Below are 25047 nucleotides of genomic sequence, written 5' to 3'. Positions count from 1 at the left end.
CGCCATGTCGAAGCTCCCACCGCCGCCGCCCACCGGGCCGGGTTCGCCGCAGGACGTGCCGCCACCGCCCGGCAGCCTGCCGCTGGATCCGACCAATCTGCCCAAGCCGATCCAGGACGAACTGCTGGCGCCCGATCCGGTCGCCATCGACACCGCCTCCGAGGAGCTCAAGGACGGGATCAACCGCTGCCCCAAGTGCGGCGCCAGCGACATCCGCCACAAGCCCGGCAGCGATCTGCTGATCTGCCTGTACTGCCGCCACGAGTGGCAGGGCACGAGTGCGGAAGAGGCTTTCGGCCTGGGCGAGGGCATCGATGAGCTGACCGGCACCGTGGTGGCCTCGGGCGCGCGCGACATCGACGCCGACAGCAGCCATTTGATGAGCTTCAAGTGCGGCGGCTGCGGCGCCGAAGTGGTGATCAACACCGACACCGCCATGACCGCGCGCTGCCACTGGTGCCGGCATGTCTTCGGCGTCAACGAGCAGGTGGCCAACGGCGCGGTGCCCGATGCGGTCTTGCCCTTCCACATCAAGAAGGACGATGCGGTCGCGCGCATCCGCCAGTTCGTCGACAAGCGCCGCCTGTTCGCGCTGAAGGCCTTCAAGGAAGAGTTCACGCCGGAGAATGTCGTCGGCGTGTACCTGCCGTACATGATCGTCGATGGCCGCGTCAGCGCCCGGGTCTCCGGCCAGGGCGAGATCGAGACGCGCCGCTACAAGCGAGGCAGCGGCAAGAACGAGAAGACCTATTACGACGCCGACGTCTACGAGGTCGAACGCGCGCTGGATTTCACGGTCGACGACCTGACCCTGGAATCCTCGTCCGAGCGCGGCAACCTGGACACCCGGGCGAACACCAACAACATCATCAACACCATCCTGCCCTTCGACACCAAGAACGCGGTGAAGTGGAACGCGTCCTACCTGTCCGGCTACAGCTCGGAGAAGCGCGACCGCGATGTGGCGCATCTGCAACCCCGGCTGGAGGACCAGTTGTTGTCGATCGCCCGCGCCCAGGTCAGGGATTCCGTGCGGCGCTACGACCGCGGTGTGCGCTGGGAGGAGGAGGGCCTGGCGGTGCACGGCACGCGCTGGGTCTCGATGTACCTGCCGGTCTGGCTCTATTCCTATCACCAGCCGGGCAAGAACGGCGGCATGCTGCACTACATCGCGGTCAACGGCCGCACCGGCGAGACCATGGGCAGCGTGCCGGTGCAGCAGTGGAAGCTGATCACCGCGGCGCTGACCGTGGGCACCGTGGTCGAGTCCCTGGCCCTCTGGATCGTGGCGAGCCAATCATGAGCGACGACAACAACAGCGTCCTGCTATTGCTTGCACTGGGTCCGGCCGCGGCGACCGGGCTGTACTGGGGGCTCTACCGCCACTACCGCAACACCGACAAGTCGCATGCCTTCGAGCATGAGACCGCGGTCGAGGCCAAGCCGATTGTCTCCGCGGACCGCAAGATCGATGAGATCAAGGGCACCCAGGCAACCAGCATCCCGGGCGACAACGTGGGCGCCTACCGCGCGCGCGTTCGGCGAGTCGACTTCGACAGCGGTTGATCCGCGTCCCAAACCCTGAGCTCAGGCCGCGCTGCCGGCGTAGCGTCCCCGCAGCCAGCGCTCGCAGGGCTTGCTGAAACGGCGTTCCACCTGCGCCGCGATGCCCACGCACAGCAGCACCGCGGGCAGCCACGGCACGAAGTTCCAGCGCGGATCTTCCACCCATGCGCGCCATGCGGGCACCAGCGCGAGCACCACGAACATGTGGGTGAGGTACAGCTCATAACTGAGCCGGCCCATGCGCGCCAGCCAGCCCAGGCCCTTGGGCGCGCCGGCCTGCAGCCATCCCGCGCCGGCGAGGAACAGCGCGACGGTGGCGGCAATGATCAGCAGGCTGGTGTGGCCGGTGCTCCGCCACAGCTCGCCCGGCGCCAGCAGGGCGGCAAGGAAGCCGAGCGCACCGAGCGCCAGCAGGCAGCGCGCGAAGGTTCGCGAGGGCGTTGCGAAATGCGTCCACCATGCGGCGAGCACGCCGGTGGCGATCGCCGACATCGCCGGCAGGTAGGCCTTCTCCTGCCAGATCTCCTGGCCGTCCAGCAGCGCGCGGGTCCACGGCAGCGAGGCCGCGAGCAGCGCCAGCGCCGGCAGCAGCAGCCAGCGCGGCAGCCACCAGCAGGCCAGCGGGAAGCAGAGGTAAAACAGCTCCTCGATCGACAGCGACCACAGCACGTCCCAGTTGCCGGGCAGCCAGGTGGTGCGCCCCTCGTACCAGTTGAGGTGCAGGCCGAGCGCGGCGAACCACGCACCGCCGAGCGAATGCTCCGGCTGGCGGATGGTGAAGCCCGGCAACTGCAGCCAGTGCAGCACGCTCGACACGCACAGCAGCGCCAGCAGCAGCGGCAGGATCCGGCTGGCGCGCATCCAGTAGAAGCGGCGGATATCGATGGCGCCGAACTGCCCATGCTGTTGCAGCACGCGCCGTGCGATCAGGAAGCCGCTGATGACGAAGAAGCAATAGACCGCCGCGTAGCCGCTGAAGCTCAGCAAGCCGACCAGCCGCCGGCCGAGCCATTCGCCGACTGGCGTCGGCGCCAGCGGCAGGCGGAAGCCCAGGCCCAGGTGGTGGGTCACCACCAGCAGGATCGACAGTCCTCGGAGCACGTCGATGGCGCCATTGCGTGGGCCCTCCAGCAGCCTTGCTTCCGTGGCAGCGCTCATCGCGTGGCCCTGGAGGCCGGGGACTCGATCCTGCTCATCCGCCTGCGCGCCTGTGGGGTCATGGCCACACAATCTACCCGCGGCGATGCCCGGCGCACACGGGTCACGCCCCGCGGGTCCAGTGGGAGGTGCAGATGGGGGAATCTGTGTGACTGAGTGTATCCCGGGCGCCATTCTTGTCTGGACAAACCGATGCGACACATTGTTTTCCTGCTCGCCCTTGCGGTGTGGTGTGCGTCTGCGCGGGCGGCCACGGTCGAGGGCATGGTGACCAATGCCTCGACCCAGACGCCGGTCGCCGGGGCAACTGTGGTCTTGCGCAAGTCGGTCGGATTCCTCTGGATCGACCTCGGTTCCGCGACCACCGGTGCCGATGGTGCATACGCAATCGGCAGCGATCATGTCGGCGGCGCCCAGCTATCCGCGTCGGCCGCCGGTTTGCTCCCCGCCCAGGCCAACGTCACGTTGCCGCAAGGCAGCGGAGCAGTGGCGGTCAACCTGGCACTGCAGCCACCCGGAACGATTTCCGGCAGTGTCCTGGTTGCGAGCTCGGGCGCCCCAGTTGCCGCGCAGCATGTCAGTCTTTACGCTGCCTCCACCGGCAGCCGGTATGGATTCACGGACGCGCAAGGCCGCTACACCTTCGACAACTTGCCGGGTGACAGCTACCGCATTTGCGTGCTGGATGGTACCGACGGCTTTGTCGATCTGTGCTGGGACGATGTCGTCGCCAACCATTTCGACTTTCCCGACAACTTCACGCCGGTGATCCTGCAGCCGGGACAAGTGCGTGACCACATCGACCTGCGCCTGCAGCCTGGCGCGCGCATCAGCGGGAGAATCCTGGACCGGCAGTCGAACCAGCCGGTGGTTTCCTCAGAGGCGACCCTGCTGCTGCGGCGCGCGGCAACCGACGTCCGCGAGATCCCGGTTGCGCTGGATGCGCAGGGCGGTTACCGGATCGAGGGCCTGGCGCCGGGCAACTATCAACTGATCGCGCGCTCGATGACGCCCTACTACCAGGCGCAGTTGTTCTCGGGCATCGATTGCTTCGGAGCCAGTTGCGAATTTCCGCTCGGCGACTGGGTGGGCATCGACGCATCCCTCAGCCCGCGGGACGATGTGCACTTTTCGCTGCAGCCGGGCGGGAGCGTCACAGGCAGCGTGCGCGATGGTGCAACCGGAAATCCGCTGGCAGGGCTCGAAGTCGAGCTCTATCGCGTCAGCACCTTCATCATTCCCACGGTCCATCTCGCGGCCAGCACGCGCACCGATGCCCGGGGCCGATATGCGTTCGGCCAGATGCAACTCGTTCCGCACCTGATCGTCGTGCGTGGTGGTGATTACATCTCGCAGCGTTGGCCGGGCGTGCCCTGCTTCAGCGTCTGCACCGACAGCATTGCGCAGGCCGTCGAAGTCTCGCTGGGCGATACGCTGGATCTGGGGGCGATGAATCTCGATCGCGGCGCATGGATCGAAGGCCGTGCGCACCTGCCCGGCCAGACCGATGTCCCTTTCCGCGTCAACTTGTACGGGCAGGACGGCCAGTCGCTGGGCGGCGTCGATATCGATTCCCAGGGCAATTACCGGTTCCCAGCGTGGCTGCCGGGAACCTATTCCGTGAGCCTGGTGGCCGGGGAGCTCTGCGTGTTCTATCGCGATGTCCCGTGTACACCGCCTGTCGTGCCCACGCCGCTGGTCCTGGGCGCCGCAGGCGACGTCGTGCGTGCCGACTTCGATGTCTACGTCGAGCAGATCATGGCCGCAGGCTTCGAGTCGGACTGAGCGGGAGGGACCCGCGGCGCGGACACCGACTTCTGTCACGTTCGCGCGGCCCCCGGAGGCGACTATCCTCGGCGCCTCCCGCGCACGACCCGGAAGCCGCTCGATGATTCGCACCACCCTCAGCCTCGCCCTTGCCGCCGCGCTCGCCGTGCCCGCGCACGCCGACACGCGCCTGCTGCGCTTCCCGGATGTCTCCGACACGCACGTGGCCTTCGTCCATGCGGGCGACATCTACAGCGTGCCGCGCAGCGGCGGGGTGGCGACGCGCCTGACCTCGCACGATGGCCTGGAGCTGTTCCCGAAGTTCTCGCCGGACGGCACGCAGATCGCGTTCTCGGCGCAGTACTCGGGCACGCGCCAGGTGTGGGTGATGCCGGCGGATGGCTCGGCGCCGCCGCGCCAGCTGACCTGGTACTCGGACATCGGGCCGCAGCCGCCGCGCGGCGGCTTCGACTACCGCGTGCTCGACTGGACCCCGGACGGCAAGCACATCGTGGTGCGCATGAACCGCTTCCCGCTGGACGACCGCGCGGGCATCCCTTACCTGGTGCCGGTGGCCGGCGGCATGGAAACCCCTTTGCCGGTGCCGGAAACCGGCGGCGGCATGCTCTCGCCGGATGGCAAGTCGTACGTCTACACCCCGATCGACCGCGAGTTCCGTACCTGGAAGCGCACCCGCGGCGGGCGCGCGCAGGAAGTCTGGGTGTATGACCTGGAGAACAACGACTCGCGCCAGATCACGCGACACCGCGGCACCGACAACCAGCCGACCTGGGTTGGCGACCGGATCTACTTCACCTCGGACCGCGAGTACACCCTGAACCTGTGGACGGTCTCCCCGCAGGGCGGCGAGCCGACCAAGGTCACCGATTTCCGCGACTACGACGTGCTCTGGCCGAGCGCCGGCAAGGACGCGATCGTGTTCGAGCAGGCCGGTGCGCTGTGGCTTTACACCCCGGCCGACAATCAGGCGAAGCAGTTGTCGATCACGGTCGTCGGCGACCGCCCGGACCTGCTGCCGGCGATCAAGAATGTCGCCGGCCAGATCGAGAGCGTGGACATCGCGCCGAACGGCGAGCGTGCGCTGGTCGCCGCGCGCGGCGAGCTGTTCACCGTGCCGGCCAAGGACGGCGAGATCCGCAACATCAGCCGCACCCAGGCCGCGCGCGAGATCAGCGCCAGCTTCTCGCCGGACGGCAAGCAGGTGGTCTACCTCTCGGACGCCTCCGGCGAGTACGAGATCTACCTGAAGAACTCCGACGGCAGCGGCGAGCCGCGCCGGATCACCAGCGATGGCGACATCTGGCGCTTCCAGCCGCTTTGGTCGCCGGACGGCAAGCGCCTGGCCTATGGCGACAAGAAGAACCGCCTGCGGGTGGTCGAGGTCGCCAGCGGCAAGACCACCGATGTGGACACCGCGACGGTCGGCAACGAGATCACCACCTATGTCTGGTCGCCCGATGGCCAGCACCTGGTGTGGGTCAAGACCGATGTCGCCGGACTGCAGCGGCTGTGGCACTGGCAGGTCGGAAACGGCGCGCAGCAGCTCACCTTCGGCGACTTCGACGCGCAGAACCCGGCCTTCGATCCGCAGGGCCGCTACCTCTACTTCCTGTCCAACCGCGACCACAACCTGACGTTCTCGTCCTACGAGTTCAACTACCTCTACACCAACGCCACGCGTATCTACGCCGCCACGCTGGCCGCCGACGGCCCGGCGCTCGGCCGGCCGAAGAGCGATGAGATCGGCGCGGCGCCGGCCGCCAATGGTGGCGACAAGAAGGACGCAGACAAGGCGCCGCTGCGCTTCGACGTGGAAGGCTTCGTGGACCGCGTGGTCGCGCTCGACGTGGCGCCCGGCACCTACGGCGGACTGACGGCGAACAAGGGCGGCGTGCTCTACGTGGCCATCGGCAACCCGCAGGCAGGCGTCGGCGACCTCAAGTATTTCGACCTCGATGCGCGCAAGGAATCGACCGTCGCCAAGGGCGTCGCCGGCTATTCGCTCTCCGCCACCGGCGAAAAGATCCTCGCGCGTACCGGCCCGGACAAGTTCGCGATTGTCGAAGCCAAGCCGGATCAGGACGCGAGCAAGTCGCTGGATATGTCGAAGCTGGAACTGCGCATCGACCCGCGCGTGGAATGGGCGCAGATCCTGCGCGACGGCTGGCGCACCTGGCGCGACTGGTTCTACGACCCGGGCATGCATGGCCAGGACTGGGAGGCGATCTACCAGAAATACGCCGCGCTGCTGCCCTCGGTGGCGCACCGCAATGACCTCGACCACCTGATCAACGAGATGGCCGGCGAGCTCAACGCCGGGCACATCTACGTGGAACGCGGCGACGAGCCGCAGGTGCCGCGCAAGGCAGGCGGCTTCCTCGGCGCCGAGATCGTCGCCGCCGACGGCATGTTCCGCATCCAGAAGATTTTCCACGGCCACAACTGGTCCGAGCCCTTCCGCTCGCCGCTGACCGAGGCCGGTGTCAGCGTCAAGCCTGGCGAGTACATCGTCTCGGTCGACGGCGTGCCCACTCGCGAAGTGCAGAACTTCTACCAGTTGCTGGAGAACAAGGCCGGCCGTGTGGTGAAGCTCGGCATCAACAGCAAGCCGTCCGCAGACGGCGCTCGCTTCGTCGACGTGAAGACGCAAGGCAGCGAAGAAGGCCTGCGCTATCTCGACTGGGTACAGCAGCGGCGCGCGATGGTCGACAAGCTGTCGGGAGGACGCATCGGCTACATCCACCTGCCGAACACCCACGTCGAGGGCAACCGCGAGCTGTTCAAGCAGTTCCCGGCGCAGATCGCCAAGGAGGCGTTGATCGTCGACGACCGCTACAACGGCGGTGGCTTCATCCCCGACCGCATGATCGAGATCCTCGCGCGCAAGCCGCTGAATTACTGGAAGCGCCGCGGTCTGGAACCGCAGGCGCAGCCCTTCCTCTCGCACCGCGGGCCCAAGGCGATGCTGATCAACGGCCAGTCGTCCTCTGGCGGCGACGCGCTACCCTTCTACTTCCGTGAACTCAAGCTCGGCACCCTGATCGGCACCCGCACCTGGGGCGGCCTGATCGGCGTGTCCGGCAACCCGGGACTGGTCGACGGCGGCACCGTCACCGCCGCCACCTTCCGTTTCATGGACAAGGACGGCAACTGGGCGGTCGAGAACGAGGGCGTCAGCCCGGACATCGAGGTCATCGACACCCCGCACCTGGTCGCCCAGGGCCGCGATCCGAGCCTGGAGAAGGCAGTCGAAGTGCTGCTCGGCGAACTGGAAAAGAACCCGGTCAAGCCGATCATCGCGCCCGAAGCGCCGAGCGACTTCGGCAAGCCGGGGCAGCCCTTGGATTGATGTTGGTGGGTGCCCCGGGGTGCGGTGAATGACCGGCCCCGGGGGTGACTTGAGTCCGGTTGTCGGTTGTTGGTTGTTGGCAGCAGAGCCCGGCGTGCCGGGAACCTGTAGGAGCGGCTTCAGCCGCGATCTGTTTCTGGCGGCCGCCGGAAAGATCGCCGACAGAGTCGGCTCCCACAGGTTTTCGGTGTGCGGGCTTTGCCGCCCACAACCTACAACTCAGAACCCACAACCAATCCCGGTCGCTGACAGTCGCCGGCGAGGACGCCGGCGCTCACGGGGCGCTGCCAGCTCAGCCGCACCCCGCTCCCAGCGGCGCGGTCAGCCGGGTCAGGTCGATGGCACGTTTGCCGTAGCCGGGCTGCGAGGAGTCGTAGTCGATGCGCAGCGCGGAGCAGCCGTTGCCGCTCAGGCGCGCGCTGCCCCACGGTTCCAGGCGCACGTCGGCCGGGTGGAAGGCGCTGCCGTAGCGCGTGCCGACCGGGCGCGTCAGCGCGCTGAACACCAGGCCGTCGGCATCGGCACGACCCTCGCCGATGATCCAGGCGGGCTGGCCGTCGGGGCGGAAACTGAACCAGATCAGGAAGGCGCGGCCATCGTCCTGCACCTGCAGGAACAGGCCGCGACCGGGCTTGTCGGCCTCGAACCAGGCGCCGCTCCAGGCGACGAAGGACGACACCGCAGCCGGCGGCGCCTCGCCAGGGCAGCGCGCTGCCCCGATGCGCGACAGGCGCTGCAGCGATCGGCGCGATGACTCGTAAGGCGCGACTGCCTGCACCCGCTGTTCGCCCGCGCCACAGCTGGCCAGGGCCGCATCGAAGCGCCCGAGGTTGATCGTCAGCAGGGCCTGCGGATCGAACACCGGGCCGAAGCTGCCATTGCGCCGGCCCTCGAAGCGATCCACCACGATGTTGTTGTCGATCACCTGGCCGAGCCCGGTGAACCAGGCCTGGTCCGCGGCGCTGCCCTCGGGCGGAAAGGTGAACGCGGTAACCGTGGCGTAGCCGTTGCCGAGCGCCTCGATCAGGTAGCCCTCGCCGGCGCGCGCCGGGTCGTACCAGATGCCACTGGTGCGGTCGTCGACCGGCACGCCGGGGTCCTCGCGCGGCTTGATGGCGCTGGCCAGCGCCGGTGGCTGGTAGCTGGCGTCGTAACGGCATTCGCCGAGCGCCGGGTTGGCCGCACGCTCGCGCTGGCATTGGGTCTGGATCGCCACCGTGTCGGGCTGCGGCGCCCTGCGGGTCCAGTCGTGCAGCAGTTCGAAGCCGGCGAGCAGTTCCGCCTCGCTGTAACCGCAGTGGCTGGGGTTCTGCTCGGCGACGAAAGCGCGGGTCCACTGGCTGGTGCTCACCCGACCTTCGAGCGCCCGCGCATGCGCCGGCACCACCAGGCCGTCCTTCGTCGTATGCGTGGTGAGCAGCTTCGCTGTGCCGATGCGCCCTTGCGGCTGGAAATGGCGCTTCAGGTCGAGGCTGGCGAAGGCATCGGCGTCGACCCGGCGGATGTCGCGGTCGATGATCGGATCCGGGTAGCGCACGTTGCGGTTGGAGATCGCCGCACGCTCAGCGATCTTCAGCGGGTCGCGGTACAGTTCCGACAGGCCGTAGGTAGCGTAGAAGATGTTCTCGAGAAAGAACTCCTCGTCGACGCCGGTGGCGCGGACGATACGGTCCATGCGTTCGCGCATGCCCGAGGTCTGCAACCAGCTCGGCAACTCGTAGCCGGTGCACTTGGCGACGCGCGCGACCAGCTCACCGCCGCCGCTGATATTGTCGTAATCGTCGATGTCCTCGTTCCTGAGGATGTAGGGGAAGGCATCGTCGCCGCGTGGAATTTCGCCAGCCGTGACATTGGCGCAGGCGGCGTCATAGGCCAGGCGGATGTCCATCGCCTGTTCCCAGACGCGGCTGCCGGCCAGCGGCGCGCAGATCGCGTAGACGCCGACCACCGGAGCGCCGAGGTCGCCCTGCTCGGCCTGTTGCATCGAGACCAGGCCCCCCATCGAGCCGCCGCTGGCCAGGATCGCCCCGGGCGTGCCAAAGCGCGCGCTGAAGGCGGCGACCAGCTCACGGTGGTCGGCGCGGGTCTGGAACAGCGCCCAGCCGCGCTGGCTGTAGCTCGATGCGGCGATCGCATAGCCGCGCGCCAGCATCCGCTCGCGCAGCGACGCGGGTCCGAGGCTCGGGTCCTGGTCGATCGGCTCGATATCGTAGCCGTGGTTGATCAGTGCCAGGCGGTCGCCGGCGCGCCAGCCATCTGGCACTTGAGCCACGAAGTACGCCCCGGCGGGCGTCTGCCCGCGGAATTCGGTGACCGCCCCGGCCGCGGAGGCGGCCAGCAGCAAGCACATCGGAAGGACTCGATTCATTGCGACCTGCGAGGGTTGGGCGGGGCGGGGCTGATCTCGGTTGTGCGTTACTCCGGCCGTGGTGCGGTCTGGGCGGCAGGTGCTGCAGGCGCAACCGGCGTCACTTCCGGTCGCGGCACCGGCACCGGCGGTTCGGGGGTGCCGGGGATGAAGCCCAGTTCCTGCAGCGATCCCTTGACGATCTGCAGGCGTGCGCCGGCGAATTCGGCCAGGGACTTGCCGTCCAGGTTCAAGGCGTAGTACCAGACCTTGCCGCCGCGCTCGGCATAGCCCACCAGCCAGCCAATGTAGCTGCCATCCGGCATGGGGCAGGAGCCGTACTTGCCGTAAAGGCTGTAGTCGGGCGTGCGCTCGATCACCATTGCTTCCTGCAGCGCCTTGGTGATGCGCCGGTTGAAGCCGAGCTTGCCCTCGCGGAAGTTGCGCAGGAAATCCAGTTGCTGGAATGAGGTCACGCGCAGGCTGCTCGACATCCAGAACTTGTCCAGGCCACCGCTGAGATCGGCGTTGCCGTACTTGATGCGCTTCAGGTTCTGCTGCAGGCGCGCGCTGCCTATGCGGGTGGAGAGTTCCTGCGCATACCACTGCACCGAGTCCTTGAGCGCGGTGTCAAAGGTCTGGTCGCGCTTCCACGATGCCGGCCAATTGGCGCTGTCCGGGTGCTTGGCTGGATCGAAGGCGATGCGGCTGTCGCTGTCCTTGAGCACGCCGGTGCCGAGTGCGATCGCGAAGTGCGGGATCAGGTAGGTCGAGCATGGCGGCAGCGCCTCGGACAGGCGCGGCATGTTCACGCGGAAGCTGAGCTTGCTCTGCGGATCGAAGATCTCCAGCGCGCCGTAGCGGCGGCCGAATTGGCTGGCCAGCATTGCGGCGGGCGACAGGGTGGGCAGCAGCAGGTTGGCAAGGGCAAGGACAGCGGTACACAGGCGGCGCATGGGGATTCGCGGACGGCAACAGAAGCCGCGCATTCTATCGGAGCGTGGTGGAGCACGCCGTCCGCGCCCCGATCAGTCGCGGTAGATCGCGACCACCCGCTTGCCCTCGCCGTCGATCGCCGCGCGGTACATGCCCTTGGTGTTGAACGGCATGCGCACCTCACCGGCGGCGTCCAGCGCGATCACGCCGCCGTCGCCGCCGAGCGCGGGCACCGCATCGATCACGACCGCGTCTGCGGCCTTGGCCAGGCTGTCGCCGGCATAGCGCACTCGCGCGCAGATGTCGTGGGCGACGTTGAGGCGGATGAAGTACTCGCCCCAGCCGGTGGCGGACACCGCGCACTGCTCGTCGGCCCAGGTGCCCGCGCCGATGATCGGCGCATCGCCCACGCGCCCGTAGCGCTTGAGCGTCATGCCGCCGGTGGACGTGGCCGCCGCCAGTTGACCCTTCTGATCCAGCGCCACCGCGCCGACGGTGCCGAAGTAGTTGCTGCGGGGCACGGCCGCCTGCTTTTGCGCATCGGCCTTGGCCTTGAGGTACTGCTGCCAGCGCGGCTCGGTGCGGAAATAGAAGGGTTCGACGAACTCGATGCCGACCTCGCGCGCGAAGGTCTCGGCGCCGGCGCCGATCATCATCACGTGCACCGACTTCTCCATCACCGCGCGCGCCAGCAGGATCGGGTTCTTCACCCGCGTCAGCCCGGCCACGGAGCCGGCGCGGCGGTCGTGCCCGGTCATGATCGCGGCGTCCAGCTCATTGCGTCCGTCGGCGGTGAACACCGCACCCTTGCCGGCGTTGAAATGCGGCGAATCTTCCAGCCGCGTGACCACCGCGGTCACTGCATCCAGCGCATCGCCACCGCCAGTCAGCACCGCGTGGCCCGCATCCAGCGCGGCCTCCAGGTCCTTGCGGATCGCCGCCTCCTGCGCCGCCGTCATCGACCCGCGCTCGATCGTCCCGGCGCCACCGTGGATCGCAATCGCCACCGGGCGTTCGGCTGCAAACGCGGAACTGGCGAGCAGCAACAGGGGGATCAGGGCGCGCATGTCGGTTTCCTTGGGTGCTTGCCGGGTTCGGTGGCGGGTGGGGAAGAAACAACTGTTCTTGTCCGCAAAGGACGCAAAGAACGCAAAGGAAAGCGAAAGCAATCAATGCCGGCGATCGTCATTCGCTCTTCTTTGCGTCCTTTGCGTCCTTTGCGGACCAATGCTCTCCCAGCGGCGCACCGAAAACCCCCAGCGCCTTGGCGAACTCCGCATCCACCGGCGCCTCGATCTGCACCGCATCGCCGGTGACAGGATCGGTAAACCGCAGGCCCTGCGCGTGCAGCAGCAGGCGGTGCACGCCGTAGTGCTGGCGGAACAGGCGGTTGTGTTCGCCCTTGCCGTATTTGACGTCGCCGACGATGGGGTGAGCGGCGTGTTTCAGGTGGCGGCGGATCTGGTGGTAGCGGCCGGTCTCGGGCAGCGCCTCGACCAGTGCATAGCGCGCCTCTGGGTGGCGCGCCAGCGGGATCGGCAGGGCGACCCGCGCGAGGGTGCGGAAACGGGTCAGCGCGGCCTTCGGCGCGCCTTTGCCCTCCGCCCCTGCGAGCGGATGGTCGACCGTGAACTCCGCTTCCGGCGAACCGCGCACCACCGCGAGGTAGCGCTTTTCCACCGCGCGCGACTCGAACTGGCCGGACAGCATCGCCGCGGTGCGCGCGTCGAGCGCGACCAGCAGCACCCCGCTGGTGGCGTGGTCCAGCCGGTGGATCGCATGCAGCCGGCCGATGCCGAGCTGGCTGCGCAACAGGCCGATCACCGTCTGCTCGCGCGGGCCGGTGTAGCTGGACTCGTGCACTGACAGCCCGGCCGGCTTGTTGACCGCGACCCAGTGCTCGCGCTGCGCGAGGATGTCCAGCCGGGTATCCACGGGCTCAGCGACGGCGCTTGCGGATCGAGCGCTCGATGTGTTCGATCACGGCGCCCGCCACGTCCACGCCTGAGGCCGCCTCGATACCTTCAAGTCCGGGCGAGGAGTTCACTTCCAGAACCAGCGGGCCGCGGTCCGAGCGCAGCAGGTCGACGCCGGCGACCCCCAGGCCCATGGTCGCCGCCGCGCGGATCGCGGTCTGGTGTTCTTCGCGGCTGAGCTTGACCCGCGCGGCGCTGCCGCCGCGGTGCAGGTTCGAGCGGAACTCGCCTTCGCGCGCCTGGCGCATCATCGTCGCCACCACCTTGCCGCCCACCACGAAGGCGCGCAGGTCCGCACCCTTGGCCTCGCGGATGAACTCCTGCATCAGAAAGTGCGCTTTCACGCCGCGGAAAGCCTCGGCCAGGCTGATCGAGGCCGACTGCGTCTCCGCCAGCACCACGCCCTGGCCCTGGGTGCCTTCGACCAGTTTCAGCACATGCGGCGGCTCGCCGAGCATGGCCACCAGGTCCTCGGTGTCATCCGGGCTGTCGGCGTAGACCGTGGTCGGCATGCCGATGCCCTGCTGCGACAGCAGTTGCATGGAACGTAGCTTGTCCCGCGCGCGGCCGATGGCATCGGAACCGTTGACGGTGTAGACGCCCATCGACTCGAACTGGCGCACCACCGCCATGCCGTAGAAGGTGATCGAGGCGCCGATGCGCGGAATGATCGCGTCGAAGCCTTCCAGCACTCGGCCGCGGTAGTGGATCTCGGCCAGCCCCGGGCTGATGCGCATGTAGCAGCGCAGCGGATCGACCACGCTGACGCTATGCCCGCGCAACTGCGCGGCTTCGATCAGGCGCCGCGTAGAATAGAGCTTGCGGTTGCGCGACAGGATCGCGAGCTTCACGTTGCGTCCTCCAGGCGTGCGCCATGCACGTACGAGCGGGCGGGATCCACCAGCAGCCGCTGTTGCATCGCGGTGCGGCCGAGCAGCATCGGGAACAGCATGTGGCGCCGGTCGGTCAGGTTGACCTCGATCGGCCATTGCAGCGCGCCCAGGCGCACCTCGGTGCGGATGAACGGACGCTTGGTGGTGTGGCCGCCGGAGTCGGTGACGTTGCGCTCGTCGATCACCGGCGCCTCGCACTCGACACTGGGCGACCCCGGCCCATCGCTCTCGACGGTGAAACGCACCCAGGGCTCGCCATCGCGATGGAAGCGCTCCTGGCGCACCACGTGCAGCGCGGAAGACCGCGCACCCGAATCGATCTTGGCCTTGATCGCCGCGACGCCCAGCGTGGGCAGCGCCAGCCACTCGCGCCAGCCGACGATGGTGTCGGGCGCCGGGCCAGGGGCGATGTCCGTGTCGGAATCCATGGCGGCGAACGCTACCACGGGGCACGGGGCACGGGGCACGGGGCACGGGGCACGGGGCACGGGGCACGGGGCACGCGAGAGGCTCGCATGCCGGAGCAACGCGTCAATTACTTGTTTCAACGCGAACCGCAGTCAGCGCACTCACCAGAATCTGGCCCAAGGTCTTCCCGTGCCCCCTGCCCCGTGCCCCGTGCCCCGTTTTTTCTTCTCCCAGCCGCGCTAGAGTCCCCGGCGGCGCCGCACTGGGGCTGCGCCCGCACCGAAGGAGCACCCATCCATGAGTTTCATGAGCGAATTCCGCGATTTCGCGATGCGCGGCAACGTGGTCGACCTGGCGGTCGGCGTGATCATCGGCGGCGCCTTCGGCAAGATCGTCGGCGCACTGGTCGACAAGGTGATGATGCCGCCGCTGGGACTGGCGCTCGGCGGGATCGACTTCGCCGACAAAAAACTGGTGCTGCAGGCCGCCGTGATGGAGGCCGACAAGGTCATCAAGCCGGAAGTCGCCATCGGCTATGGCGAGTTCATCAATGCCGCGATCCAGTTCGTGATCGTCGCCTGGGCGCTGTTCCTGGTCATCAAGGCGATGAACCGGCTCAAGAAGAAGGCGGCCGAGGCGCCCGCCGCCCCGCCGCCGACACCCGAGGACATCGCGCTGCTGCGCGAGATCCGGGATCTGTTGAAGAAGCAGTGAGTGGTGAGTGGCGGAAGCCGTTGGACCGCGGGCTTCTCGCCACTCATCGCTGAGGCACAGCCGCGCGGATGACCGGCGTAGGGCGGTGTATCGCGCAGCGATTCACCGCCGTCCGCGAGCCGCAAGCACCCGGAACCCCGTACCCCGCTACGCCTCAGGGCTGCGCACCACCCTTGAGGTGTGCGTCGAGGAACTTCAGCACCGCCTCGTAGCCGCGCTTCTCGTTCTCGCGCTTGACGAAGCCGTGGCCTTCGTCCTTGAACACTAGGTACTCGACCGGGACGTTGTTGGCCTGGACCGCGGCGACGATTTCGTCGGATTCGACCTTGAGCACGCGCGGGTCGTTGGCGCCCTGCAGCACCATCAGGGGCTTGGTGATCTTGCCTGCGTGGAACAGCGGGCTGATGCGCATCAGACGTTCCTTGTCGGCCACCGGATCGCCGAGTTCGGCATACAGCGCGGCGCGCTGGGCTTCCCACCAGGCCGGGATGCTTTCCAGCGTGCGCAGCCAGTTGGCCACGCCGAAGATGTCCACGCCCACCTTGAAGGCATCCGGGCGATAGGTCAGCGCGGCCAGAGTCATGTAGCCGCCGTAGCTGCCGCCAATGATCCCGATGCGCTCCGGATCGATCTTGCCGGTAGCGACCAGCATCTCCTTGCTCTCGACCACATCGTCGAGGTCCGCCTCGCCGTGCTGGCGGTCGTCGGCGGCGAAGAAGCTCTTGCCGTAGCCGGAGCTGCCGCGGTTGTTGATCGCATAGACCGCATAGCCGTGGTTGACCAGGTACTGGATCAGCGGCGAGTAGTTGAGGCGCGACTGCCCGCCCGGTCCGCCGTGGACCCAGACCATCGCCGGCACCTTGGCCGTGTCGCTGGCGCCGTGCGGGGTGTACAGGATGCCCGGGATCTCCAGGCCGTCGTAGCTCTTGAAGCGGACCACCTCGCCTTCGACCAGGTCGTCGACCGCGATCGCCGGATTCAGCGCCGACACCAGCTGACGCGCCTGGCCGCCGAGTTCCGCGGTCCACAGCGAGGACGGGAAGCGGCTGGAGGCCACCCAGAAGGCGAGCTTCTTGCCGTCTTCGGAGAAGTCGACGCCGGTGATGTCGCCGGCCGGCACACTCGGCAGCGCCACCGGCTGCAGCGTGGTCGCGTCCAGCATCACCAGTTCGGTGCGCGCGTCGGCATTGACGTAGACCAGCAGGTGGCTGTCGTTGGGCGTGTAGTCGGCGCCGGCCACGTCCCAGTTCGTCTCGTACACCACCGTGCTCTCGCCGGTGGCCAGGTCCATCCGCATCAGGCGGCTGAACTCGCCGCCGCGGTTCGTGGTGTAGAGCAGCGCGCCATCCGGCGTGAACGCGACCGACTCGTTGCTCTCGGTGCCTTCATGCGCCGTGAGGTTCTTTTCCTCGCCGGTCTGCCGGTCGTGCAGCACGATGTCCGAATCGTTGGTGGTGTTGACCTTGCCGAGCGCGATGTAGCGCTTGTCGCGGCTGATCGCGCCAGGGAAATAGCCGCTTTCGTTCTTGAACAGCAAGGTGCGCTCGTAGCCGTCGACCGCGTATTCGTAGCCGTCGAAATAGCGCTCGTCGCGCTCATTGGTCATGACGAAGAAGGACTTGTCGTCGTCCGCCCAGCCGCCGAACTGCGCCTTGTGCTTGTCGCCCGGCGTCAGGTCCTTGACGGTGCCGTCGACCTCGCGCACGTAGACGTGGTTCAGCTCGTTGCCGCCCTGGTCGGCGGTGTAGAGCACGCGGCCGTCCTTCGGGAAATAGCCCAGCGCGTACAGCGAATCGGTGGTCGACGCGGTGAGCGCCACCGGCTCGCCGCCGGCCACCGGCACTTCGTACAGGTTGATCACGCCGGTCTGGTTGGACGAGTACAGCACCTTGCTGCCGTCCGGCGACATGTCCGAGCTGGACAGGCGCAGGTTCGACAGCAGGGTGTCGATGTCGTACTGCTTCACCTCGCGCTTGGGCGCCGCCGGCGCTTCGGCCTTCGGTGCAGCCGCGGCGGTCTCCGGCGCGGGCGGCGGCGACGGCGAACAGGCCGCCAGGGCGGCCAACAGGGAAGAGCGACAGCAGCGACAGGCGCAGAGAGGATTTCATCAGCGGTTCCCGGGGCATGACAGGTGGCCGAGGCTGCGACGCGCGCGTCGCTTGCGCATGTGGCGGAAGGCAGGGTGGGGTGGCGCGGGCGGGCGTCAGCTGGCAGCAGCGGCTGCGCGCCAGGATGCGCTGGTCGCCGGTTGTGGGTTCTGGGTTCTGGGTTGTGGGCTGCCAGAGCTGCTGCGCTGCGAGCCTGTGCAAACGCGCGGTCCTGGTGGACGGATGCTGGCCTTGAGTCGCGCGCTTCGCTGCCCACAACCCAGAACCCAGAACCCACAACCCGACTCATCACACCAACGTAATCATCCCCGCATCCCCCGGCGCCGACAGGTGCGGGAGCGCGTTCAGGGTGGCGAGCTTGAGACCCAGGCGGGTCAGGCGGTATTCGCTGAGCGCGGTGTTGGCGATGCCGAGGTTGATGTCGATGGTCGCGTCGGTGGGCATGCCTAGCACGCTTTGCAGGAAATGGCTGATGACGCCGGCCGAGGTCACCGCCAGCACCGGCCCCTGCGCCATGCGCGCCTCGATCTTCTCCCGCGCGCGGCGGATGCGGGCGCGGAAGGCGGCGTAGTCCTCCTCGATCCCACCGATCTCACCCGCGGCCCAGGCCAGCAGCGTCGCCCGCAGCAATGCCGGCCAGTGCGCGCGGTCGTCCGGATGGGCCATCCAGTGCAGCAAGTCCGGATTCTTCGGGTCGCTGGCGGCAAAGCTGCGCACCAGGTCGACGAAGCGGTACTCGTCCAGCTCCGCCAGGTCCTCGGCCGTGGGCAGCGCCTGCCCGGCCGCGGCGTAGGCGCCCGCGATGCCCGCGAGCGTCTGCTGCTGCCGCTTCAGCCGCCCCACGTAGACCGCGCCGAACTCGCGCCGGTGCGCCGCCAGCCACTCGCCCAGCCGCGCCGCCTGCGCGTGGCCCAGCGGCGACAACTCGTCGTAATTGGCGGTCGTCGCGCCGGCCTGGCCGTGGCGGATGAGGAGGAGGGAGGACATGGGCGGCCCGGGGTGGAGGGTGATCCGACAGGATAGTGGGCGGTTATCGGTTGTGGGTTGTGGGTTGTGGGTTGTGGGCAGCAAGAGCCGGCTGACCGGAGGCCTCGGGAAGCACCGGCAGGCGCTCTTCGCTGCCCACAACCCAGAACCCAGAACCCGGGGAACAAGCCAAACAAGCCGCACAGCGCTAGCATCACGGCCCCCGCCTCCGGCCGAACTCCCATGCGCAAGACCCTGCTCGCCGCGCTGATCGTCAGCGCCCTCGCCGCCTGTTCCGAACCCGCGACCGATACCACCATGGCTCCTAAAGACGCTGCCGCCACCCAGGCGCCGGCCACGCCGGCCGCTGCCGCCAATCCCTTCCTGACCCAGAGCACCCTGCCGCTGCAGGCGCCGCACTTCGACCAGATCAAGGACGAGCACTACCTGCCGGCCTTCGAGGAAGGCATGAAGCAGCATCGCGCCGAGATCGAGGCGATTGCCGCGCAGACTGAGCCCGCCACCTTCGGCAACACCATCGAGGCGATGGAGCGCTCCGGCGCGGTGCTTTATCGCGTGGCCAAGGTGTTCTTCAACCTGACCGAGTCGAACACCAACGAGACCATCCAGAAGGTCCAGGCCGAGGTGGCGCCGAAGCTGGCGCAGCACCAGGATGCGATCCTGCTCGACAGCCGTTTGTTTGCGCGCATCCAGGCGCTCTACGACACCCGCGACACCCTGGGCCTGGACGCCGAATCGGTGCGCCTGATCGAGCGCTACCACCAGAACTTCGTGCGTGGCGGCGCCACCCTGGGTGAGGAACAGAAGGCGCAACTGCGCGGCCTCAACGAGAAACTGTCCTCGCTGCAGACCACCTTCCAGGAACTGCTGCTGAAGGACACCAATGCCAGCGCGCTGGTGGTGGATACCGCCGAAGAACTGGACGGCCTGTCGCCGGGCGACATTGCCGCCGCCGCCGAGACCGCCAAGGAGCGCGGCCTGGAAGGCAAGTGGGTGATCGCGCTGCAACTGCCCACCGGCCAGCCGGCGCTGACCAACCTGAAGAACCGCGCGGTGCGCGAGCGCCTGTACAAGGCCTCGTCGATGCGCGGCAACCAGGGCAATGAAAGCGACACCAACCAGCTGATTGTCGAGATCGCCAAGCTGCGCGCCGAGCGCGCCGCGCTGCTCGGCGCGCCGAATCACGCCGCCTACACCCTGGATTCGCAGATGGCGCAGGCGCCGGAGAAGGCGATGGCGATGATGACCGGCCTGGTGCCGGCCGCGCGTGCGAATGCCGAGGCCGAGGCCGCCAAGCTGCAGGCGATGATCGATGCCGAGGGCGGTGGCTTCAAGCTGGAGCCCTGGGACTGGGCCTATTACGCCGAGAAGGTGCGCAAGGCCGAGTACGACCTCGACGACGCCGCGGTGCGCCCCTACTTCGAGCTCGAACGCGTGCTCAACGACGGCGTGTTCTACGCCGCCAACCAGCTGTTCGGCATCACGGTCAAGGAACGCAAGGACCTGCCGGTCTACCACCCGGACGTGCGCGTGTTCGAGGTGTTCAACGCCGACGGATCGACCCTCGGCCTGTTCTATGCCGATTACTACGCGCGCGCCGCCAAGCGCGGCGGGGCCTGGATGGACAGCTTCGTCGACCAGGCCGGGCTGCTTGGCACCAAGCCGGTGGTGGTCAACGTGCTGAACGTGCCCAAGCCGCCGGCCGGCGAGCCGACGCTGCTCAGCTTCGACGACACCAACACCCTGTTCCACGAGTTCGGCCACGCCCTGCACGGCCTGTTCTCGAACGTGCGCTACCCGCTGCTGACCGGCACCAATGTGCCGCGCGATTTCGTCGAGTTCCCCTCGCAGTGGAACGAGAACTGGACGCTGGACCCGAAGGTGCTGCGCAACTATGCCAAGCACTACCAGACAGGCGAGCCGATCCCGGAGGAGCTGATCGCCAAGATCGAGGCCGCCGGCAAGTTCAACCAGGGCTTCGCAACGATGGAATACCTCGGCGCCGCGCTGCTCGACATGGAATGGCATCTGCAGCCGGCGGGCACCGCCATCGCCGACGCGCAGGCCTTCGAGCGCGACACCCTGGCCAAGTACAAGGTCGACTTCGCCCCGGTGCCGCCGCGCTACCGCAGCACCTATTTCGCCCACATCTGGCCGGGCGGCTACGGCGCCGGCTACTACAGCTACCTGTGGAGCGAGGTGCTCGACGCCGACGCCAACGCCTGGTTCGAGGCCAACGGCGGCCTCAAGGCCGAGAACGGCGCGCGCTTCCGCGATCTCGTCCTGTCGCGCGGCGACACCAAGCCGCAGATGCGGCAGTACCAGGACTTCGCCGGCCGCGAACCGGCGATCGAACCGCTGCTGAAGCGGCGCGGACTGGAACCGAAGGGCTGAGCGCAAGCTGCGGTCGCCGCCCCGGCGCGGCGACCGCGGTCCGCGTGGCCGGGGTCCGCGCGCAGCGCGTTCCCCGGGTGCTTGCGGCAATCTCCTGGCGGTGAATCGCCGCGCGATACCACCCTACGCCAGATCAAGGCGTTGCGACATCCTCACTGAGAGTCCCGGTCGCCCCTGGCGGTGCGCTTATTCGCGCATCGAACCGTAACTCTCGCAAGATCGCGGACTGTGTTTTTGGACGCAAAGGACGCAAAGGAAATCAAACGCGATACAGCGCTGGGGTATCCCCGGCACTTGCTGTCTTTGTGTCCTTTGCGTACTCAATCACAGGGTCGTCGTTTCGCACGGGCTGAAAATGTATGAAATTCAACACCTTGGCGCATGTTCGGTGAGAGTCCCGGTCGCCCCTGGCCGCTGCGCTTATTCGCGCATCGAACTGGAGGGCACGAGGGCACGAGGCCACGAGGGCACGCAAGAGCCGGTTCGGTGCGAAGGAGTGCCTTTGCGTGCCCTCGCGCCCTCTTGCCCTCCGGATTTATCATTTCCAGATCAATGCCTTGCGAAAAGTTCGGTAAGGCCGGCTCCAGCCGCGGTCTTCAACGGCCTCACCAGATGCGCACGCGCTCCTCGGGCTTGAGGTAGAGCGCGTCGCCTTCCTTGACGTCGAAGGCGCGATACCACTCGTCCAGGTTCCGCACCACGCCGTTGATGCGGTACTGCGGCGGCGAGTGGGGGCCGAGGCGCACCTGGTTGATCATCGCCTCGTCGCGGTACTTGGACTTCCAGATCTGCGCCCAGGCGAGGAAGAAGCGCTGGTCGCCGGTCAGGCCGTCGATCACCGGCGCTTCCTTGCCGCCGAGCGAGAGCTTGTAGGCGGTGTAGGCCATCGACAGGCCGCCCAGGTCGCCGATGTTCTCGCCCATCGCCAGCTGGCCGTTGACGCAATGGCCCTCCAGCGGGCAGTACTTGGAATACTGCGCGCCGAGCGCCTTGGTGCGCTCCTCGAAGCGCTGGCGGTCCTCGTCCGTCCACCAGTTGCGCTGGATGCCCGCAAAGTCCGACTTGCTGCCCTGGTCGTCGAAGCCGTGGCCCATCTCGTGGCCGATCACGCCGCCGATGGCGCCGTAATTGACCGCCGGATCGGCGTGCACGTCGAAGAAGGGTGGTTGCAGGATCGCCGCCGGGAACACGATCTCGTTGAACGAGGGGTTGTAGTAGGCGTTGACCCGCGTCGGCACCATGAACCACTCGTCGCGGTCGGTCGGGCGGTCCAGGCGCGCCAGCATGTCGTTGTAGTAGAAGGCGCGCAGCGCGGAGGCGTTCGCCACCAGGTCATGCGCCACGATCTCCAGGCCGGAGTAGTCGCGCCACTGGTCCGGATAGCCGATCTTCGGCCGGAAGTTCTCCAGCTTCTTGTAGGCCTCCGCCTTGGTCGTCTCGCCCATCCAGTCGAGCTGCTCGATGTTCTGGCGCAGCGCCTTGCGCAGGTTCTCCACCAGCTCGTCCATCGCGCGCTTGGACTCAGGCTTGAAGTGGCGGTCCACGTAGACCTCGGCGATCACATCGCCCAGGCCGCGGGTGGAGCCCACCCATTCCACCGCGCGCTTCCACAGGTCCTTCTGCGACTGCTGGCCGCTCAGCACCTTGCCCTTGAATTCGAAGCTGGCCTGGTCGATCTCCGCGCTCAGCACCTCGGCGTGGTTGTCGATCGCGTGGTAAGTCAGGTAATCCTTCCAGGTGGCGACCGGTGTCTCGGCCACGATCTTGATCACCGGCGCCATCGCGCTCGGCGTCATCACGTTGACTTCCTTCGGCACCATGCCGGCCGCCTCGAAGTGCGCCTTCCAGTCGTAGCCCGGATAGGCCTGCACGAAGTCGTCGAAGCGCATCAGGTTGTAGGTCTTGTCGCGGTCGCGCATCTGCACGCGGTCCCAGTGGACCTCCGCCATGCGCGTCTCCAGCGCCAGGATCGCTTCCGCCTTCTTCGCCGCATCGGCGACCTTGGCGAAGCCGAGCATGCGTTCGATGTGCTTCACATAGGCCGCACGGATGTCCTTGAAGCGCTGGTCCTGGTTGAAATAGAAATCCTTGTCCGGCAGCCCCAGGCCGCCCACACCCACGCTCACCAGATAGCGATCCGGGTTCTTGCGGTCGATGCCGATACCGCCACCCAGCGGCGATGTCGTGCCCTCGATCCCCGCCTTGCCGAAGGCCAGCGTCAGCCCGGCCACATCGTCCACCGCCGCAATCCGCTTGAGCAGCGGCTTGAGCGGCTTGATGCCCGCCTGGTTGCGCGCATCGAGGTTCATGTAGCTGTTGTAGAGATCGCGCACCTTCTGCTCGTTGCTGCCCGGCGCCGCGTCCGACCTGGCCATCTCCTCGATGATTTCGCGCACGTGGATCTCGGCGCGGTCCGCCAGCGAGGTGAACGCGCCGTGGCGCGTCTCGTAATCCTTCAGTTCGTAGGAATCGAACCAGTCGCCATTCGCGTAGCGGTCGAAGTCATCGCCCGGCTTGACGCTCTCGTCACGGTTGGAAAGTTCGATGCCAAAACTGCCCAGCGCCGGCTTCGGCGCGTCGGCGGCAAGTGCCAGCGGCGCCTGCAACGCCAGCAAAAGGCAGGAAATCAGCGTGGTCTTGCGCATGGTGGCCCCCGATCAGAAAGACCGGGGAGCGTATAGGCATCACGATGAAGCGCATGTGCCGATGGTTGGGGCCTGGGAGCGCCGGCTCTCGCCCCCCCCCCCCCCCCCCCCCCCCCCCCCCCCCCCCCCCCCCCCCCCCCCCCCCCCCCCCCCCCCCCCCCCCCCCCCCCCCCCCCCCCCCCCCCCCCCCCGGGCCCCCCCGGCCCCCCCCCCCCCCCCCCGCCCCCCCCCCCCCCCCCCCCCCCCCCCCCCCGCCCCCCCCCCCGCCCCCCCCCCCCCCCCCCCCCCCCCCCCCCCCCCCCCCCCCCCCCCCCCCCCCCCGCCCCCCCCCCCCCCCCCCCCCCCCCCGCCCCCCGCGCCCCCCCCCCCCCCCCCCCCCCCCCCCCCCCCGCCCCCCCCCCCCCCCCCCCCCCCCCCCCCGGGCGCCGCCCCGGGGGCCCCCCCCCCCCCCCCCCCCCCCCCGCCCCCCCCGGCCCCCCCCCCCGCCCCCCGCCCCCCCCCCCCCCCCCCCCCCCCCCCCCCCCCCCCCCCCCCCCCCCCCCCCCCCCCCCCCCCCCCGGCCCCCCCCCCCCGACCCCCCCCCCCCCCCGCCCCCCCCTGCCCCCCGCCCTTACCCCCCCCCCCCCCTGGCCTTCCCCCCTCCCCGCCCCCCCCAACCCCCCCCCAGCCCCCCCCCCCCCCCCCCCCCCCCCCCCCCCACCCCCCCCAAAAGGGCCCGGGAACCCCCCCGCCGCCCCCCCCCCCCCCCCCCCCCCCCCCCCCACCCCCCCCCCCCCCCCCCCCCCCCCCCCCCCCCCCCCCCCCGCCCCCCCCCCCCCCCCCCCCCCGCCCCCCCCAAAAACCACCCCCCCCCCCCACCCCCCCCCCCCGCGCCCCCCCCCCCCCCCCCCCCCCCTCCCCCCCCCCCCCCCCGGGGGGCGGGCCCCCCCCCCGGGCGCCCAACCCCCCCCCCCCCCCCCCCCCCCCGCCGGTGTGCCTCCGCAGGGGGCGCGCCCCCCCCGGTTGTCTGCCGGCCGGCCCCCCCCCGGCCCCCCCCCCGGCCCCCCCGCCGGTTCCTCCCGGGCCGGGGGGCCCCCCCCGGGGGCCACTTGCTCGCTGCGGCCGCCCCTCTCCATAACATCCGCCCCCACTTCATCACCGGAGCCCCGCATGCCACGCAGCATGACCGCCTATGGCAGCGCCGAAGGCCCAACCGTCCTCGGTCATTTGCGCATCGAAATGCGCACCGTGAACCATCGTTTCCTGGAGATCTCGACCAAGCTGCCGGAAGACCTGCGGCCGCTGGAGCCGGTGATGCGCGAGCGCATCGGGGCGCGCTTGTCGCGCGGGAAGTTGGATCTGTCGGCGCGCTTGCGCAGCGATCCGGAGCGGCCGACGACACTGACGATCAACCATGCGCTGCTGGATCAGTTGACCCATCTGGTGGACGAGCTGACGCGCCGCAACGGGCGACTGACGGCCGGGCATGCCAGCGATCTGCTGAACTGGCCGGGGCTGGTAACGACAGGCGAGGTGGATACCGAGGAACTCGGCCGCCAGCTGCTGGCATTGACCGACCGCGCGCTCGACGCGCTGGAAACCCAGCGCGAGCGTGAGGGCAAGCGCCTGGCCGAGATCATGCTGGAGCGGGTGTCCGCGCTGCAGGGCCTGCGTGCGGCGGCGATCGAACTTTTATACCTTCGGCTCCAAGTCCACCGACGCGCGCACCAGCCAGCTCGGGGTGGACATGAAGGTGCTGATCGAGCAGCTGCGCGAGCAGGTGCAGAATCTGGAGTAGC

General features: G+C 68.6%; 16 protein-coding genes and 1 pseudogene. 7 read left to right on the top strand and 10 right to left on the bottom strand.

Features of this window, described 5'->3' with window-relative positions:
- Nucleotides 1-4: 4 nt before the first annotated feature.
- Nucleotides 5-1303 carry a TFIIB-type zinc ribbon-containing protein gene (locus tag IPK27_17580; GenBank protein MBK8069365.1) on the top strand — a complete coding sequence of 433 codons (1299 nt, stop codon included), beginning with the start codon at nucleotides 5-7 and terminating at the stop codon, nucleotides 1301-1303.
- The gene (locus tag IPK27_17575) at nucleotides 1300-1566 is read left to right on the top strand and encodes a hypothetical protein (protein ID MBK8069364.1); all 267 of its coding nucleotides are present in this window, start codon (nucleotides 1300-1302) and stop codon (nucleotides 1564-1566) included. The genes IPK27_17580 and IPK27_17575 overlap by 4 nt, the downstream gene beginning before the upstream one ends.
- A gap of 21 nt (nucleotides 1567-1587) precedes the next feature.
- On the opposite strand, the gene IPK27_17570 is transcribed toward IPK27_17575, so the two are convergent.
- Nucleotides 1588-2724 (bottom strand): acyltransferase, encoded by a 1137-nt coding sequence (locus tag IPK27_17570; protein MBK8069363.1) that lies wholly within the window; start codon nucleotides 2722-2724, stop codon nucleotides 1588-1590.
- A gap of 192 nt (nucleotides 2725-2916) precedes the next feature.
- Here IPK27_17570 and IPK27_17565 point away from each other — a divergent pair, with 192 nt between their 5' ends.
- Both IPK27_17565 and IPK27_17560 read left to right on the top strand, forming a co-directional pair.
- Nucleotides 2917-4509: a carboxypeptidase regulatory-like domain-containing protein gene (locus tag IPK27_17565; protein ID MBK8069362.1), complete on the top strand. Its 1593-nt coding sequence runs from the start codon at nucleotides 2917-2919 to the stop codon at nucleotides 4507-4509.
- A 103-nt stretch (nucleotides 4510-4612) separates the two neighbouring features.
- A complete protein-coding gene (locus IPK27_17560; GenBank protein ID MBK8069361.1) occupies nucleotides 4613-7861 on the top strand; it encodes a PD40 domain-containing protein in 3249 nt (1082 codons plus the stop codon).
- A 292-nt stretch (nucleotides 7862-8153) separates the two neighbouring features.
- Here the strand turns inward: IPK27_17560 and IPK27_17555 are convergent, their stop codons facing one another.
- The 6 genes from IPK27_17555 to IPK27_17530 form a co-directional block, all read right to left on the bottom strand.
- On the bottom strand, nucleotides 8154-10229 hold the full coding sequence (locus IPK27_17555) for a hypothetical protein (GenBank protein ID MBK8069360.1): 2076 nt from the start codon (nucleotides 10227-10229) through the stop codon (nucleotides 8154-8156).
- A 47-nt stretch (nucleotides 10230-10276) separates the two neighbouring features.
- Nucleotides 10277-11164, bottom strand: coding sequence for a class D beta-lactamase (locus tag IPK27_17550; GenBank protein MBK8069359.1), 888 nt, complete (start codon nucleotides 11162-11164; stop codon nucleotides 10277-10279).
- Nucleotides 11165-11236: 72 nt separating this feature from the next.
- Nucleotides 11237-12211 (bottom strand): isoaspartyl peptidase/L-asparaginase, encoded by a 975-nt coding sequence (locus IPK27_17545; protein ID MBK8069358.1) that lies wholly within the window; start codon nucleotides 12209-12211, stop codon nucleotides 11237-11239.
- Between the two features lie 118 nt (nucleotides 12212-12329).
- Entirely contained in the window at nucleotides 12330-13079 is a 750-nt protein-coding gene (locus IPK27_17540) for a pseudouridylate synthase (GenBank protein ID MBK8069357.1), read from the bottom strand.
- A gap of 4 nt (nucleotides 13080-13083) precedes the next feature.
- On the bottom strand, nucleotides 13084-13971 hold the full coding sequence (gene rimK / locus IPK27_17535) for a 30S ribosomal protein S6--L-glutamate ligase (protein ID MBK8069356.1): 888 nt from the start codon (nucleotides 13969-13971) through the stop codon (nucleotides 13084-13086).
- Complete coding sequence (locus tag IPK27_17530; protein MBK8069355.1) at nucleotides 13968-14441, bottom strand: ATP-dependent zinc protease; 474 nt, start codon at nucleotides 14439-14441, stop codon at nucleotides 13968-13970. The genes rimK and IPK27_17530 overlap by 4 nt, the downstream gene beginning before the upstream one ends.
- Before the next feature lie 277 nt (nucleotides 14442-14718).
- On the opposite strand from IPK27_17530, the gene mscL reads away from it, so the two are divergent.
- Nucleotides 14719-15135, top strand: coding sequence for a large-conductance mechanosensitive channel protein MscL (gene mscL, locus IPK27_17525; GenBank protein ID MBK8069354.1), 417 nt, complete (start codon nucleotides 14719-14721; stop codon nucleotides 15133-15135).
- A gap of 154 nt (nucleotides 15136-15289) precedes the next feature.
- On the opposite strand, the gene IPK27_17520 is transcribed toward mscL, so the two are convergent.
- Together IPK27_17520 and IPK27_17515 are read right to left on the bottom strand one after the other, a co-directional pair.
- Complete coding sequence (locus tag IPK27_17520; GenBank protein ID MBK8069353.1) at nucleotides 15290-17044, bottom strand: alpha/beta fold hydrolase; 1755 nt, start codon at nucleotides 17042-17044, stop codon at nucleotides 15290-15292.
- Between the two features lie 487 nt (nucleotides 17045-17531).
- Nucleotides 17532-18230 (bottom strand): histidine phosphatase family protein, encoded by a 699-nt coding sequence (locus IPK27_17515; protein MBK8069352.1) that lies wholly within the window; start codon nucleotides 18228-18230, stop codon nucleotides 17532-17534.
- 222 nt (nucleotides 18231-18452) lie between these two features.
- On the opposite strand from IPK27_17515, the gene IPK27_17510 reads away from it, so the two are divergent.
- Complete coding sequence (locus IPK27_17510) at nucleotides 18453-20624, top strand: M3 family metallopeptidase (protein ID MBK8069351.1); 2172 nt, start codon at nucleotides 18453-18455, stop codon at nucleotides 20622-20624.
- Between the two features lie 605 nt (nucleotides 20625-21229).
- Here IPK27_17510 and IPK27_17505 read toward each other — a convergent pair.
- Nucleotides 21230-23269 carry a M13 family metallopeptidase gene (locus IPK27_17505; protein MBK8069350.1) on the bottom strand — a complete coding sequence of 680 codons (2040 nt, stop codon included), beginning with the start codon at nucleotides 23267-23269 and terminating at the stop codon, nucleotides 21230-21232.
- A 1149-nt stretch (nucleotides 23270-24418) separates the two neighbouring features.
- Between IPK27_17505 and IPK27_17500 the strand changes: the two are divergent.
- Nucleotides 24419-25046: pseudogene (locus IPK27_17500) on the top strand (DUF1732 domain-containing protein).
- Nucleotide 25047: the final 1 nt, after the last annotated feature.

Source organism: Rhodanobacteraceae bacterium (genome assembly GCA_016713135.1).
GTDB lineage: Bacteria > Pseudomonadota > Gammaproteobacteria > Xanthomonadales > SZUA-5 > JADKFD01.
This window is presented reverse-complemented; position numbering and strand designations above follow the sequence as displayed.